Annotated in this window: 16 protein-coding genes; all 16 read right to left on the reverse strand. The window is 44.5% G+C overall.

Annotated features, from left to right (window positions below):
* On the reverse strand, window positions 1-483 hold the full coding sequence (locus NST74_RS25355) for a PspC domain-containing protein (protein ID WP_341115093.1): 483 nt from the start codon (window positions 481-483) through the stop codon (window positions 1-3).
* Window positions 467-1144 (reverse strand): PspA/IM30 family protein, encoded by a 678-nt coding sequence (locus tag NST74_RS25360; RefSeq protein ID WP_042130994.1) that lies wholly within the window; start codon window positions 1142-1144, stop codon window positions 467-469. Before NST74_RS25360 ends, NST74_RS25355 begins: the two co-directional genes overlap by 17 nt.
* A gap of 44 nt (window positions 1145-1188) precedes the next feature.
* Entirely contained in the window at window positions 1189-1491 is a 303-nt protein-coding gene (locus tag NST74_RS25365; protein WP_042130995.1) for a LiaF transmembrane domain-containing protein, read from the reverse strand.
* Between the two features lie 227 nt (window positions 1492-1718).
* The gene (locus NST74_RS25370; protein ID WP_341115094.1) at window positions 1719-2741 is read right to left on the reverse strand and encodes a sensor histidine kinase; all 1023 of its coding nucleotides are present in this window, start codon (window positions 2739-2741) and stop codon (window positions 1719-1721) included.
* 2 nt (window positions 2742-2743) lie between these two features.
* Window positions 2744-3421, reverse strand: a complete 678-nt coding sequence (locus NST74_RS25375; protein WP_341115095.1) for a response regulator transcription factor — start codon at window positions 3419-3421, stop codon at window positions 2744-2746.
* A 71-nt stretch (window positions 3422-3492) separates the two neighbouring features.
* Window positions 3493-5991: an ABC transporter permease gene (locus tag NST74_RS25380; RefSeq protein WP_341115096.1), complete on the reverse strand. Its 2499-nt coding sequence runs from the start codon at window positions 5989-5991 to the stop codon at window positions 3493-3495.
* The gene (locus NST74_RS25385; protein ID WP_341115097.1) at window positions 5991-6665 is read right to left on the reverse strand and encodes an ABC transporter ATP-binding protein; all 675 of its coding nucleotides are present in this window, start codon (window positions 6663-6665) and stop codon (window positions 5991-5993) included. Before NST74_RS25385 ends, NST74_RS25380 begins: the two co-directional genes overlap by 1 nt.
* 217 nt (window positions 6666-6882) lie before the next feature.
* Complete coding sequence (locus NST74_RS25390) at window positions 6883-7710, reverse strand: MetQ/NlpA family ABC transporter substrate-binding protein (RefSeq protein ID WP_339288101.1); 828 nt, start codon at window positions 7708-7710, stop codon at window positions 6883-6885.
* Between the two features lie 71 nt (window positions 7711-7781).
* Window positions 7782-8444: a methionine ABC transporter permease gene (locus NST74_RS25395; protein ID WP_341115098.1), complete on the reverse strand. Its 663-nt coding sequence runs from the start codon at window positions 8442-8444 to the stop codon at window positions 7782-7784.
* Window positions 8437-9198 (reverse strand): methionine ABC transporter ATP-binding protein, encoded by a 762-nt coding sequence (locus tag NST74_RS25400; protein WP_339291469.1) that lies wholly within the window; start codon window positions 9196-9198, stop codon window positions 8437-8439. Before NST74_RS25400 ends, NST74_RS25395 begins: the two co-directional genes overlap by 8 nt.
* Entirely contained in the window at window positions 9173-9397 is a 225-nt protein-coding gene (locus tag NST74_RS25405; RefSeq protein WP_341116033.1) for a hypothetical protein, read from the reverse strand. Before NST74_RS25405 ends, NST74_RS25400 begins: the two co-directional genes overlap by 26 nt.
* Before the next feature lie 174 nt (window positions 9398-9571).
* Window positions 9572-10969, reverse strand: coding sequence for an ADP-ribosylglycohydrolase family protein (locus NST74_RS25410; RefSeq protein ID WP_341115099.1), 1398 nt, complete (start codon window positions 10967-10969; stop codon window positions 9572-9574).
* A gap of 3 nt (window positions 10970-10972) precedes the next feature.
* Window positions 10973-11926: a nucleoside hydrolase gene (locus NST74_RS25415; RefSeq protein WP_339288108.1), complete on the reverse strand. Its 954-nt coding sequence runs from the start codon at window positions 11924-11926 to the stop codon at window positions 10973-10975.
* A gap of 44 nt (window positions 11927-11970) precedes the next feature.
* Window positions 11971-12909, reverse strand: a complete 939-nt coding sequence (locus tag NST74_RS25420) for an ABC transporter permease (RefSeq protein WP_341115100.1) — start codon at window positions 12907-12909, stop codon at window positions 11971-11973.
* Complete coding sequence (locus NST74_RS25425; protein ID WP_042131006.1) at window positions 12906-13952, reverse strand: ABC transporter permease; 1047 nt, start codon at window positions 13950-13952, stop codon at window positions 12906-12908. The genes NST74_RS25420 and NST74_RS25425 overlap by 4 nt, the downstream gene beginning before the upstream one ends.
* Window positions 13945-15507: an ABC transporter ATP-binding protein gene (locus NST74_RS25430; protein WP_076120926.1), complete on the reverse strand. Its 1563-nt coding sequence runs from the start codon at window positions 15505-15507 to the stop codon at window positions 13945-13947. Before NST74_RS25430 ends, NST74_RS25425 begins: the two co-directional genes overlap by 8 nt.
* Between the last annotated feature and the right edge of the window lie 14 nt (window positions 15508-15521).

Raw genomic sequence — 15521 nt, forward strand, 5'->3', positions numbered from 1 at the left:
TTACAATTCCCCTTTCTCATATTTAGACAGTTTTTGTTTGAGTTCTTCTACTTCTTTTTGCAGAGCCTTCTTCTCGATATCCTTCATCATCGCATCCAAACCGGAATCCGGAGCGGAATATGCGTTATTCTTCTCAAAATTAGGATTGTAGTTAGGTTGGCGTCCATAAGATCCATGTCCGCCATGCGGTCCGTGTCCATGTTCGGGTCTACCGGAGTAAGGACCATCGAATGGACCACCAGGTGCACCAGGGCCTGGTCCGAAAGGATTATAATGCGTAGGCTCCTTCGGAATAACCAATGCTGCAATGAAATACACTGGAATCACGGCGCCTCCTGTAAACGGAATGCTGACCAGTAACAGAATCCGGAATAGCGTGGAATCAATACCGAGTGACTCAGATAATCCACCTGCAAGACCCGTCATCACTTTATCTCTAGTTGAACGATACAATCGACTCATAGCGCTACTCCTTTCCACCATTGTTCAGTTTCTCCTTTAAGCGAGCCATTTCTCTTTCGAGTACGGTTGCTACAGTCTCACCTGCTTGCACCGCATATTCCTGTCCCATGCGCCGCACATCGCGGAGGCTCTTCGCTTCTAATTCCCAATCTGACATCCGATCTTCCAGACGTCCGAACATTTTGGGAACATCACCACCGTTGCCATAAGCACTTGCTCTTTGATTCATGCGTTGCTGTAGTCTCAGCGACTCCATCCGTGCTGCATAATACTGACGTTTGCTGTACACCGTCTGATACTCTATTTTCAGCTCATTCAGTTGTCCTTCAAGTTCAAACAAGGATTGCTTACTTTGTTCAAGTAGCCCGCTGTACTGCTCCAACTTTTCCTCGTGGATAATTTTTTCTTGTAAAGCCAGCTTTGCCAGATGATCTTCGCCCGCTTTTAGTGCGAGTAGCGCCTGTTCCTCACGTTTGTTTCGCATGGCAGTCGCTTGATTCACTTGCTGCTGCAGTTGCTTCGTATGGGAAGCGTATTGCTGATACAATCTTTCAGCTTCACTGATTTCCTCACGAGTTGAATGTAGAAATTGATCAATCAGCTTCACAGGATCTTGGCTTTGCTCCAGACGTTCATTTAAATTAGCTACGGTAATATCCCTCATGCGACGAAAAACACTCATAATCTCCTGCTCCCTCCCTGCTTCTTATTTAAGTACAATCCTTCTTAATAAGTACCATTTCTTCTACCCTTTAAGGCATACACGCCCCATACGATCAACGCCACACCTAGCAGTGGTCCGATGATCCAGGAAAGCTTCGCGATCAAGGTCATGACACCAATGAACATTAATACCCAACCGATAATCTTGCGTCCGCTCTTAATCCCATAGTACCCGAGAACAACCAGCAATACTGGGAACAGTAGTCTGAAAATACCGTGAATCAGAGGAAGCGCTAAACCGAGCAGCATTACCGCACCAATCACAATCAGTACAACCGCCAATCCGTTTCCTTGTCTTCTTTGCATTATTTTCTCACCGCCTTTCGTTGTCCTTAACCTTATAGCCTTATTCTAGAGCAATTCGCAGACTTTCAAAACAGACCAACGACGGTTTTTGGTACTGGACCTTAGTCGAGGTAGCTGTGCGACTGCAGACCACTACAGGGCTAGCAAAGCACTTTTCCTCAATGAAATCGCGACTTTAATGAGAAAAAGCCCCAATTTCGGGGGCTAAGCTTCGAGTACATTCAGAATCAACGTATCGGCAAAAATATAGAAAAAACACTTCCTTTACTTAGCTCTGATTTCACCTTTATATATCCACCCTGCTCAGCAACAATTTTGCGGGCTAAATAAAGCCCAATGCCAACACCTTCAGTTCCATTGGAACCCGCTCCTCGATAAAACCGTTTAAAAATGTCATTGATCTCAGCGGAAGGAATTCCGATTCCACCATCGGCAACATCAATCCTTGCAAAAAGATCATACCGCTGAAGTGTAATCCTAATACTGCCGGGCCCAAGTGTATATTTCAGAGCATTATCGATGATGTTATAGATAGCCTCCCCCATCCATTTGGGGTCATGTTGCAACGCAATCCCCTGATCCGCTTCCAGTAAGATCTCTATATTCTTTTGTTCGGCTGCTGGAAATGCCTGTTTGATGGCTGACAGCACGGTATTCTCAAGATTAAGCTTCTCCGCATGAAGCTCTATAATACCGGATTCGAGCCGTGATAACTTGATCAGATTCTCCATGAGCCAAGATAACTTCTCAATCTGGCTTCCCATATGGCGAGTAAATTCACTGCGTTTTTCGGTAGGGAGCCCTTCATCCATCAGAAGACTGTTATACATCCCTAAATTAGCTAAAGGGGTCTTGAGTTGATGAGAAATATCAGAGATTAATGTTTTGACCTCCTGACTCTCTTCACGGTAACGCTGCTTCTGCGAAGACAACAGCTCAGATAGTTGAATGACATGATGCTGTAATTTGGAGAGTAGTGTATCCTCCTGCACCGGGAACATTTGAGTCATTTGTCCATTGATAAGCTCTTGAATCAATCCAGACAATGATGATAGCGTGTTTAGCATTTCTTTACGAAGTGCGAACACAAAACTTATAAACAGCAAAGCCATCACGCCAACAAACACCACGGATCCTATAACTACAGATCGCTCAGGCTTATAATAGATAAGCAAAGAGCCGAACAAAGCCACAATAACAGCAAAAAGGACGAAAGAGCTCCAAATAATTTTTGTAAAAGGGTTCTTCATCCTTAATCTCCCCATGTATAGCCAATGCCGAATACGGTTTTAATGTATTGACAATCTTTAGGATCATCCTCAATTTTGGCACGCAGCCTACGAATGTTTACGCTTAGCGTATTCTCATCCACGAAATTACCTTCTATATCCCATAGCTTCTCCAGCATTAACCTCCGGGTAAGAACCTGACCGCTATTCTCGGTTAAGATGGCAAGTAGGCGATACTCATTGGTGGTTAGTTTGATTTCCTGCCCATATTTGTAAACCTTCATTTTGGCTGAGTTAATTGTAATATCCTTATATTGAAACAGCTCCGAGCTTCCATCAGTACCTGTTCGTCGAAGTACAGCTTTCACACGTTGTAAAAGAACTACCATACTAAATGGCTTAGCGATATAATCGTCTGCACCTAGCCCAAATCCAGTGACCATATCCTGCTCAGTATCATTGGCTGTTAGAAAGATTACCGGAATAGAACTCGTTCGCCGAATTTCCTGGCACAGTGCAAGACCACTCCCATCTGGCAGATTAATGTCCAAAAGGACCAGACCGAGGGTCTGATCCTGAATTTTAGAAGCTGCTTGTTGATAAGAGTAGGCTTGAATAATATTAAAATTTTCTTTTTCAAGCATGAACTTTAGCCCCTCGTTTAAGAGACGGTCATCCTCTACAATTAGAATGGTTGTCATTGAAACTCACCTCTATACCTATCATTGTAACAAGCAGAGGAAGGCTACGCTGTAAATTAATTAGCTTAGCTCTATTCCATTTGCCGCAGACGTTCCACAATGCTGTCCTTTTTAATTTGCTTGTAAGCAATTAGCGGAACACTCAGGCAAACCGCAAAAACGAGTACAATTGCAATAGAAAGCGGGAGGGTTGGGAAGCTAAACACAGCATAAGTAGCTTCTTGGCTAAACAGGCTATAAGCACCGTAACTGATTAATGTGCCTATTGTTGAGATTAGCAACGTCGATAGGATCGCATAACCTGCCCCTTCATACAGCAACAGCTTTCTCATCTGCTTAGAGGTCATCCCGATACTCTCCATCACTGCGAATTCCAGCTTCCGAGCTACAACACCTGTATACATAATATTTACGTAATTCAAAATTCCAATCAGCGCTAGAATGAGCGCAATTCCGCCACCCATAATGTAAAAGGTTAGCTTAGCCGATTCCATGAACTTTTCCATATACAGCTTCGACTCCAGCTTCAGCTCACCATCTCCGCCGATGAGTCCTTCCAATTGATCGGTAATCTGCTTCCAGTCTTTTGGATCAGCATTAATATACACTTTACTTATAAGCGGGTTACTCATGAATTTCTTTATAGCAGTGTGGCTGATATAGACATTCGGAGCCACAAAATGTGAAGATCCCAGTGAGCTGAAATCACCAAGCCCTCCAATTTCGAAAGATTGTGTGGCCTCGCTTTTTATAGGACTGATTTGAAATGGATCTCCAACCTTAAGACCACCGAGACTAAAATTGTCCAGCAAGGCAATCTCACCTTTTTCAAAACGTTCCATATCTACAGTAAACCCTATTTTCTCCTCCAACTTTCTGACCTGATCTGAGTCTAACCCGGTAACACGGGTCGTTGAGAACATCCCTTGCCCCTTAGCCAATTGTTCATCAGCAGGGCGTTCTGTGTGATATGATTTCGCAAATTCATCTACATACTTTCCGAACACCTTAGGGTCATATTTCATCTCAGCCATTCCAATATAAGCCTTGAAGACCTCTTTTACTCCCTTCATATCCTGAATTTCCTTGATCATATCCTCTGAGATCTTGGCCTTCTCTTCCCCCTCAAATCCAAAGGACATCGTCTGATTCGACAGCGTGAAGTCATTATCCATATATTCCGATATAAAATGATCTGTACTCATACTAAGCACAAGTGTATTGATTACCAGAAAAGTCGTCAGCCCGAGAAATAAAGAGAGAAATACAACCATTGCCCGTTTCTTCACTCTGAAAATATTTCGCCAGGCCAGTCGATGCAGCTTAGAACCGCCAGTTCCACGCTTCTTCTTAGCTTTAACCATCGTCCCTGTATATCTTACTGCTTCTATTGGAGAGACTTTACCAGCGATGGAGGCAGGTTTAATAGCACTGAACATGGTGGTCAGCCAAGCAAACAACGCAGCTCCAATAAAGATTAATGGGTGAAATGAAATCTCCACACCCGTATCCAATTCAGCGGTACTCATAGCCAGTGGAACAAGTACGAAAGAAGTTACAGCTCCTGCAGCAAGTCCCAGTGGAATTGCTATAAGCGCTAACCTTGAGGCTTGAGCTCTGACTATTTTTTTAATCTGCCGCTGTGTTGTTCCTAGCGTTCTAAGCAGACCGTAGAACCTTGTATCCCGTGAGACAGAAATGTAAAGCACATTATAAATCAATAAATAACCGCTCAGCATAACAAATAGTATTATTCCGGCGTATCCAATCAAAGTCGCTGTTCTGTCCGAAGAGGTAGTAGACCTGTAAGAGACTGGTTCAAGCTTCTGACTTTCTCCCAAAGTGATATCCTGTTGCAAACGTGAGAGGAGTTCATCCGTATTTTTCTCATGAAAAAGAATAGTGGCATTTTTGGGATTCTTAAGATCTACACCATGAGCTGTAGCAAAAGACCCCGATACCAGTAGCGCTCCAGTATTTCCGGTACGGACATGACTGTAATCGGTAAACCATCCACTTAGTATGAAGGTGTTGCTCTCTTGCGATTTCACCCCATCGCGGGTAACGGAGTAAGTTAACGGCAAGCTCATACCAATCTTTGGAGCATCTATCCCCATCGACTGTAAAATCCATAAAGGAACAGCGATTTCATTTTCCTTCTCTGGATATGTCCCCTTTAGACCATCGATTACAGGCTTACGCATGTCCGTCCATTCAGTAGGGTCATACCAGAGGAGAGCTAAATTAAGATCTCCTATTTCTGGCGTATTGATCACATTACCTACTCTGGACTGAAGTCCGATGGTCTTAATATAGGAAAGTTCCTTTAACTTGTTTATTTGTTGTTCTGACGGGGAGGTTAAGTAGGCATTGGCCATCGTCCCGGTTATTTTTAATTCCTGCATTTCGAAGGTTTTGTAGTTGCTCAGCCCAATACTAAAAAAAGAAGTAATGAGCCAAGTGGTGAGAATTATCGCCAGAATCACAAAACGATTTCGGGTCCGATTGGCTTTCAGACTTCTACTCGTCAGCTTCTTAACAATTGGTTTATTGCTGTTTGGAAACATCATCACAATGCCCCTCCAGTAATTTTACCGTCCTCTATCCGGATGGTCCGGTCTGCAAGCTGAGCAATCTCTTCATTATGAGTAATCATTAGAATCGTCTGATTAAACTGTCTGCTCGTTACTTTGAGTAATCCAATGACCTCCTGGCTGGTGATGCTGTCCAAGTTCCCTGTAGGTTCATCGGCTAGGATAATGGAAGGTTTTGCAGCCAAGGCCCGTGCTATAGCTACTCTTTGCTGCTGACCCCCTGAAAGCTGACCGGGGAGGTTGTCCAACTTTTGCGAGAGTCCTAACGTATTCACAATATGATCCACGAATTCCTTATCTATCTTGTTTCCATCCAGCTCAATAGGCAACACAATATTCTCGTATACATTCAGAATCGGCACCAGATTATAGTTCTGAAATACAAATCCGATCTTTCTTCTTCTAAATACCGTCAACTCGTCATCCTTCATTCCGAAAATATTTTTACCATCTATGATCACCTGTCCATCAGTTGCTCGATCAAGTCCGCCAAGCATATGTAAGAGCGTTGATTTGCCACTTCCTGAAGTCCCGACAATCGCTATAAATTCACCGTTATTTACTTCCACGTTAATTCCATCCAATGCCTTAACCAAGTTAGTTCCCTTACCATAATGTTTCGTGAGATCAATCGCGCTAAGTACTGCCATATTCACATCTCCATTCCGCTTTGTTATTCTACAACCCATTATATCTAGCAGTTCTTACATTCTAGTGACACACTATAATATCCCCACAAAGTGGGGCTTTGCTTCGATGCAACCTCAGGTACTTTGTGAGGACCCCCAATATATGCTTTCTGAATGCAAAAAAAGACTTGCCCATAATGGACAAGTCTCGTTGAATTACTAATCTAACAATTTAAGCTTATTTAAAAGCAGGCAATGCGATATCCGCATAATTATCTTCAAGGAATTTCTTCACTTCAGGGCCGCTAATCCGTTTAGCTAGCTTCTGAATCGCATCAGAGTCCTTGTTGTCTTCACGCGCAACCAAGGTGATTGTGAATTCAGAATCGGCACCTTCAGTAATCAGTGCATCTTTCTTCGGTGTCAATCCAAGCGGGCTAGCATAAGCCGGAGTCATTGCCACTAGATCGCCATCATCCAGCATACGAGCCAACATCAATAAATCTACTTCTTCAAACTTAAAGTTTTTTGGATTTTCTGTAATGTCTGCTTGTGTAGCTTGAATACCTACGCCTTCTTTTAGCTTAATAAGATCAGCTGCAGCGAACATTTGTAAAGAACGACCAATATTCGATGGATCATTAGCCATTACTAGCGTTGCACCTTCAGGAAGATCAGCTACATTCTTGTAACGCTTGGAGTAACCACCGTAAATAGCGTCATATACAGGCTGTACCTCTACCAGATTTGAGCCTTTGCTCTCATTAAATTGCTTCATATAAGGAACGTGTTGAAAAAAGTTAGCATCTACCTCTTTATTCGCCAAAGCCTCATTAGGCTGTACATTGTCAGATAGCACAACGATTTCAAGATCAATGCCATCTTCCTTCAGAAGCGGCTTCACAATATCCAGAATTTCCGTCATTGGTGGAATCAAAGTAGCAATCTTTAATTTCGTTAGCTCATCGCTACCTTTTGCAGAATTGTTCTCTGCTGCTTTATTAGAGCCACAACCCGCTACGACCAATACCATTAACATAAGCACAACTATCATTGATTTTTTCATTACTACAACTAACCCCCAGTTTATATATTCAATCATTTTGTATTACAAAATTTGATGTACGGGTTGAACGATTAACGCTTATCTAACAGCCGTGAGATCGTACCTCCTGTGAATTGAACCAACTGAACCAATATAATCATCACGATAATCGCATAGACCATCACTTCAGTCTCAAAACGCTGATATCCATACCGGATCGCAAAATCACCAACCCCGCCCCCTCCGACAACCCCCATTACGGTTGAGTATGAGATAAAACTAATCGTAGAGGTAGTGAGTCCGAGTACTAGCCCCGAACGTGCCTCAACATACAGGAATTTAAAGATCAACCCTAGCTTCGAAGCTCCCATAGACAAGGCCGCCTCTATGACTCCTTTAGGAACCTCCAACAAAGACTGCTCCACCAGACGGGAGTAATAAGCAATGGCAACAATGGATAACGGAACCGTGGCTGCCATGGTTCCAATCGCAGTTCCAACTAGGAAACGAGTGACCGGAATGAGTGCAACGACAAGCAGCAGAAATGGAAACGAACGGATAATATTAACGATGCTGTTGAGCACCAGAGACAATGTTTTATTCTCGTAGAGCTGACCTTTTCGGCAAAAAAACAACAACGTCCCGAGCGGAAGGCCAAGCAGCAATGCGGCACCGACAGAAATACCGACCATGACAAAGGTTTCCCTGATCGATTCCCACATCTGTGCCTGATATTGAAGTACACTATCAAACATGTATTTCCCCCGCTTTACCCAGAATTTGATCCCGGTACGAGCCAGTACGAACTGCAGCAGGTCGGAAATCACCGTCTTCGCGAGAGAAGGAATCTACGATTCGACCATTTTCCATCACGGATACGTGAGTGCATATGCTTTTGACAACATCCATCTCATGCGTAACAATCACTACTGTAACCCCGAGGCTTGAATTAATATGCTTCAGGACGTCCAGAATATCCGCAGTTGTTCCTGGATCAAGGGAGGAGGTGGGTTCGTCACATAGCAATAGTCCTGGACTATTCGAAAGCGCCCGGGCGATCGCCACACGTTGTCGTTGTCCTCCGCTTAGCTGTGCAGGATATTGCGCTGCCTTATCTGCCAATCCGACAAAATCAAGACATTCCTTTACCCGTTTCATCCGTTCACGCTTCGGCACCCCTGCCAATTCCAGAGGAATCGAAATATTGCGGCTTACCGTGACGTTATTGACCAGATTAAATTGCTGAAAAATCATCCCAATCTTTTCCCTAGCTTTCCGTAGTTGTTTACTCGGCATTTCGGTTAAATTATGCCCTTCTACGGTAACTGTCCCTTGATCTGGCTTTTCCAGCAGATTAATCAATCGCAGCAGCGTGGATTTCCCTGCCCCGCTTTCACCAATGATACCGTGAATCGATCCTTTCTTCACATCAAGCGATACATCATCCACAGCCTGATACATACCGTCCTTCAGTTTGAATCCTTTACTCACCCCACTCAGCGATAGGATTGCAAACTCCCCCTTCCTTTCCATTTATTCTGAAACCCTCTAAGCCAAGGTTTGTACTATAATTATTTAAAAACTGTTTTACTAAAAATCTCTTTAAATAATAAGGCATTTTATGTTCTGTGTCACCATTTTTATTTAAATGATATATCAGTAAAAAAGGATTACTGTATAAAATCCCTTTGCACCAGGCTATTTTCACATGTTTAACTACCAAATAAATGACTAAACTTAATCCCTCTTCAGATCAGGATTCTCCTGTTACCTAACTCCTAAACCCCTGTTGCATCTATTTCAAGAACTAGGTCACCACGAAAAAAAGGATGCTTAAGCACAGTGGCTTAAGACATCCCTTAATTATTTTCGTATCCCTGATCTAAAACTTTCCGCCAAGCTCCTTGCGAATCTTCAAGAACACCTGATAGCTGCGCTCCGCGCATTCCGAAATCGCTATCGGATGAAACCCGGGTAAATCTGCATATAGTGTATCATGGAGCGGTTCAACCCATGTAGCCGGCAACACACTTGCTCCAAGCTTCGCTCCCATAATCGACCCCACTGTAGCTCCATTACAGTCTGTATCCATTCCTCCATATACGGAAGTAACGACCGCTTTTTCGAAATCATTCCCGCCATAGACCAGTGAAGCAGCTACAAGGGCAGCATTATTATTGGTATGCACCGCATCATAGTGGCTGAATGTATCCCAAATCTTACTCACCAACTCACGCTCACTCTTAGCCTTGTGCGCAATATCTATGCCTCGTAGTACATCACTTGCCAGACGACTAGTACTAGGGATCTCACTAAGACCAATCTCTAGGATACGCTCGTTATCTTTTTCAACAAAAGCCGCCGAAATCATCGCTGCATTAAACATCTCGCCATAGATCCCGTTCTTCACATGTGAAAAAGAAGCATCGCGCCAGCCTAGCTCCGCCGCAAGCTCAGGATGCCCTGCCGCGCCATATGCCAGTCCGTCTGCGCGTATAGCCGCGCCAATCCACTCCCGGTACGGATTTAAATGCATCCGCACTCTTTCCTGCCGCGCCAGCCAATCCGCAGGCTTCTCACCATGTAAATGAGATGTCTCCTGCGCAAAATTCATATACGACTGTGTCTCAGCCGTACATACCTGAGCATATGTCAGATGTTTATGCCAGAGCTTTCCGATATCCCAAGAATCCCAATCCAGTCCTTTCTGCTCCAGCAGCATAAGGCCCAGAACCGTGTAACGAATATCGTCATCGCTTTCCATAAACTTAATTGTCTCTTGGGTACTAGCATAAGTCCAATCACTTAAACCAAGACCATATTCTTCCTCTGCCCGTGAATGACCAGGTGTATAGCCGGTAATTGGCCATGCATCCGCACCTCGGAACCACAGCTCAATATTCTCCCAGCCCGGGCGTCCATCTTTACCGTAGAGGTAGTCCCAATACTCCAGTGGTTTTCCGAGTGCACAGCCAACACTTCTACCCAGCCAAGCACCATAGAATTTGTCTCTCCACTCCGCCTCGCTCCATTCTGGTTGCAGCTTACGTGGACCTTCTGGACGTAGGCGACGAATCTCTTCCAGTGAAGACGGCTCTTCATAAGGAAAGTCCTCAGCAACCGTGAGCTCCATCAACTCGTTGTATACTTGCATCAGCTTAATTTCATCGGCACCTGCAGCAGCTAGTTTATCCGCGAAGCCCTCAATCTTGCAGCCTTCTTCTCCACGCTGAACCAATTCAAACTGAACCGTCTCCTGAAGTCTCTCCCATCCTGCCATAGGTTAGTTCCCTTCAGCCGCAAGCAGCTCTTGATCTAGCTTTTCAAGTGAATCAAAGATCAGTTTCATAAATGCTTCCCGGTCTACTCCCACCAGAACTTCTACATTTGCTGGACGATCTGTTTTCTTTCTTTTGTCTGCAACCGTCATTCCACGTGTTAGCTTGCCTTCTGTCTCCACCGTTACATACAGATGCTCGGATTCAAACAGTTCAGGGTGCAAGAGCCAAGCTACTGCGCATGGATCATGCAGCGCACTGCCAACATAGCCCATTTTCTTTCCGTAAATCGAATAGAAATCTAGCAGCTCTCCGACCATAGTGGACACTGGCCCACGCTCTTTCAATGCTACGATCTCATCTTCGAAAATCGCTGCCTTATCGGTCACATCCAAACCACTCATCGTAATCGGTATACCCGATTCAAACACGATACGAGCGGCTTCAGGATCTACATAGATATTAAATTCCGCAGTAGAGGTTACATTTCCATAAGAAATTCCTCCGCCCATTAATGAGATCTTCTCAATTCTGTCTTTAATCTCCGGATATGCTGTAATTAATAGCGCAATATTCGTTAAAGGAGCCATCGGTACGAGCGTAATTTTCTCCTCCGAAGAACGGATAATATTCAGCATAAATTCCACAGCGCCTTCTTCTACAGGGCGGAATTTACTTGGCGGCAATAGTGGGCCGTCCATGCCGGATTCACCATGCGCTTCCTCACCTGTAACAAGCTTGCCGAAAAGCGGACCCGCAGCCCCTTTGGCTACAGGAATATCCGCATTCACGAAACTGATCACTTTAAGTGCGTTTTCTGTGATTTTATCGAGGATCTGGTTTCCTCCAACCGTTGTAATCCCGCGCAGATCCAGCTTCTCCGAATTTGCTATTGCAAGCAGGATTGCGATAGCGTCATCATGCCCTGGATCGCAGTCAATAATAATAGGTGTTCGCATAGTCATTCACTCCTTAGTTGTATAAATCCTCGTTACTCCTATCGCTATTTCACTAGCGGGCTCTTTAGCTTTTTGTTCTTCTTCCGTGTCTCAGATACAGCATAGATCACTAGTCCAATTACCGTTGCTACATAAGGAAGCGTCGCGATAAGTTCTGCAGGAATCTTCAGGACCTGTAGCGCATTCGACAAGGCGTCTGCCGTACCAAATAATAGAGAGGTTAGCGCCGTGCCTACTGTCGTACTTCTACCCATAGACTCTGCGGCAATCGCAATCCAGCCCCGACCAGCGATCATATCGCGAGTGAACAGTGACAGGTAACCCATCGACATGTAAGCCCCACCCAAACCAGCAAAAAATCCACTAAGCAGCAAAGCCATATACTGTATTTTCACAACACTTACGCCTACAGATTGAGCAGCATGTGGATTTTCACCCACTGAACGAATGCGCAGACCAAGCGGTGTCCGGTTTAAGAGATAGTAGACAACAAACACAGCAATAATAGATACATACGTCAAAATGTGATGACCTGATAGAATAGGCCCAAGCACCGGAATATCCTTCAGCAAAGGAATCTCTATACTAGGTAGCACTTTACTTGCCAGAGAAGTAGAAGAACCCTTGTCTCCACTAAGCAGATAAAGAATAAACACGGTTCCTCCCGAAGCGAACATATTAATAGCTACTCCGCCGAGAATGATATGTGTTTTGAATTTCAGTGTGAAAAAAGCTAATATTCCAGCGATCAATGTTCCGGACATCACAGCCCCAAGTAAACCTACCCACGCGCTATGCGTGTAGCTGCTTACAATGACACCAGCTAATGCCGCGACAAGCATGATGCCTTCCATACCGATGTTGATGATACCCGCTCTATTAGAGATTAACGCTCCAAGCGCAGCGAATAGAATCGGTGTTGTCACTCGAAGGACAGAGAAAGCAAAGTCAGTCGTAAAAATCACATCAAACAAACTGTTCATGCTTCCTTCGCCTCCTTCAAGAGCATCCGATTTTTCCAGAACTTCAGGAATTGCTCAGCCGAAATCAGAAGAATGATAATCGCCTGTATGATAGAAATCATCTCAGAAGGTACATCAGACAGACGTGCCATCATATCGGCTCCGATCCGGATATACGCAAGGAACAATGCAGCACCGATTACGGATAGCGGATTATTCTTGGCTAACATCGCTACAAGAGCACCGTCTAGGCCATAGCCTGGTAACGAAGTCCATTGGAATCGGTTATACATCCCTAGCACTTCTACGGAACCACCCATTCCCGCAATAAAACCAGCAATCAAGTGAACCAGTATAATAACCTTCGCGGTCTTCATGCCTGAATAACGTGCAAAGTTCCGGTTGATGCCTGTCATACGCAGCTCGTATCCCCATTTAGTCTTGTATAGAAATAGATGCGCTGCAATAATAAGCACGATAACGATGATCAGTCCGGTATGAATACGAGTGCCAGGTACCATCTTACTCAGCAGTGCCGTTTTCTCGAATTTGTAGGATACATTGGCGAACGCTTTTGCATCACGTAAATGATAGTTCAGTAGATATAAACCTACTCCAAACAAAATATTATTGAACATTAAGGATGTAACCAGCTCATTGGCATTCCATTTGGCTTTGAGGATCCCAGGGATTGCAGAGAGCAGCGCCCCTACAATAGAACCCGCAGCAATAGCTACGATCGGATGAAGCCACCCGTCCAGCGTTAAATGAATAGCCAACACGGAGGTTACAACACCGGAGAAATAGAAAATCCCTTCAGCTCCCAAATTGAACATATTTGCCCGGAACAACAAAGAAACTGCTAGCCCAGTGAACATGAGCGGAATGGCCATCTCAATCACATTACCGATATGACCTTTACTGGATAGCGGCTCAAATAGGAATATCCCAATCGTCTTCACCGGCTGATTGCTGACCAATGAGATGATCAGAAAAGCAATAGCGAGTGCAATTACGATTACTGCCGATGTTCGAATGTATTCAAAATATTTTACTTTAAACATGATTTACGGCCCTCCTGATGTGCTCCTCGTCCTGTCGATGAATCCCTAGCATATAAAGCCCTAATTCTTCTTCACTAACCTTAGAAGGCTCCTCGAAAAAGGCAACAATCTTTCCTTCATACATCACTAGTAGACTATCGCTGATCTCTAAGATCTCATTTAAATCTGCTGACACAAGCAAAATCGCACAATCGTCTGAGCGTAGCTCCAAAAGCTTCTGATGTATGAACTGCGCTGCACCTATATCCACACCCCGTGTCGGCTGCTCTGCAATAAGCAGTTGCGGTTCAGTAGAACACTCTCTAGCTACGACAACTTTCTGCATGTTACCACCTGATAACATACCTATTGGCTGAGAAGGTCCAGAACAGCGGACTTTAAATTCCTCTACAAGTGATACGGCTAGCTTAGCAATTCGTGATCCATTCAAAAAAGGACCTTTATTCATTTCCTTTGTACGATACTGAGTGGACAGCAGATTATCCGCTATGCTCGCATCACTAGCTATCCCTTGATGCATCCGATCCTCTGGGATATAAGAAACACCCAACTTACGAATATCCAAAATATCCGATTCTCGAATATCCTTTCCCTTCACTAGCACAGAACCCTGGCTTGAAACCCCTCTTAAGCTCCCTGTAAGAGCCTCAATGAGCTGTGTCTGCCCGTTTCCTTCTACACCAGCAATCCCGACGATCTGTCCTCCGCGTACCGCAAAATTAATATCTGATAGCAACGCTTTGCCGTGTGCATCATTTACACCTAGACCTTGCACAGTGAGCACCGCCTCACCAATAGACAGAATCTCCTTGTCATATTTCAACACGACGTCTCTACCCACCATGAGTCGGGAAATTTCTTGCTCCGTGACATCCTTCGTTTGGAAGACACCTTCACTACGTCCACTACGCATAATCGTAATTCTGTCGCAGATCGCTTTCACTTCTTTCAACTTGTGTGAAATAAACACAATCGTATGTCCCTGCTCTCTTAACTGCTTAAGCTCACGGAACAATTCTTCTGTTTCCTGTGGGGTTAACACCGCGGTCGGCTCATCCAGAACTAGGATTTTCGCACCACGCAGCAGCGCCTTCAGGATCTCAACCTTTTGCTTCATTCCAACCGTAAGATCCTCCACTTTTGCTTTTGGATCCACTGCCAGATTGTATTTTTTCGCAGTCTCTTCGGTCATGCGCACGGCTTCAGCATAATTGATGCCGACTCCCTTACGGGGCTCCATGCCCAGCACCATGTTCTCTGCTACCGTAAAAGAAGGAACCAGCATAAAATGCTGATGAACCATACCGATCCCTCTATCAATGGCATCCTGAGCCGATTGCAGCTTCACTTTTTCGCCCTTGATATAGATCTCACCTTCACTAGGCTCTTCCATGCCGAACATGATCTTCATTAAAGTTGATTTACCCGCGCCGTTCTCGCCCGCAATCGCGTGAATTTCTCCCTCACGTAAAGAAAAATGCACGTCTTTATTTGCAACGACGCCATTGGGATACACCTTCGTAATTCCCCGCATTTCCAACAGAGCTTTGTTCATCGGTCTCAACGCCT

The sequence above is a fragment of the Paenibacillus sp. FSL F4-0125 genome (assembly GCF_038008565.1).
Lineage (GTDB): Bacteria > Bacillota > Bacilli > Paenibacillales > Paenibacillaceae > Paenibacillus_AQ.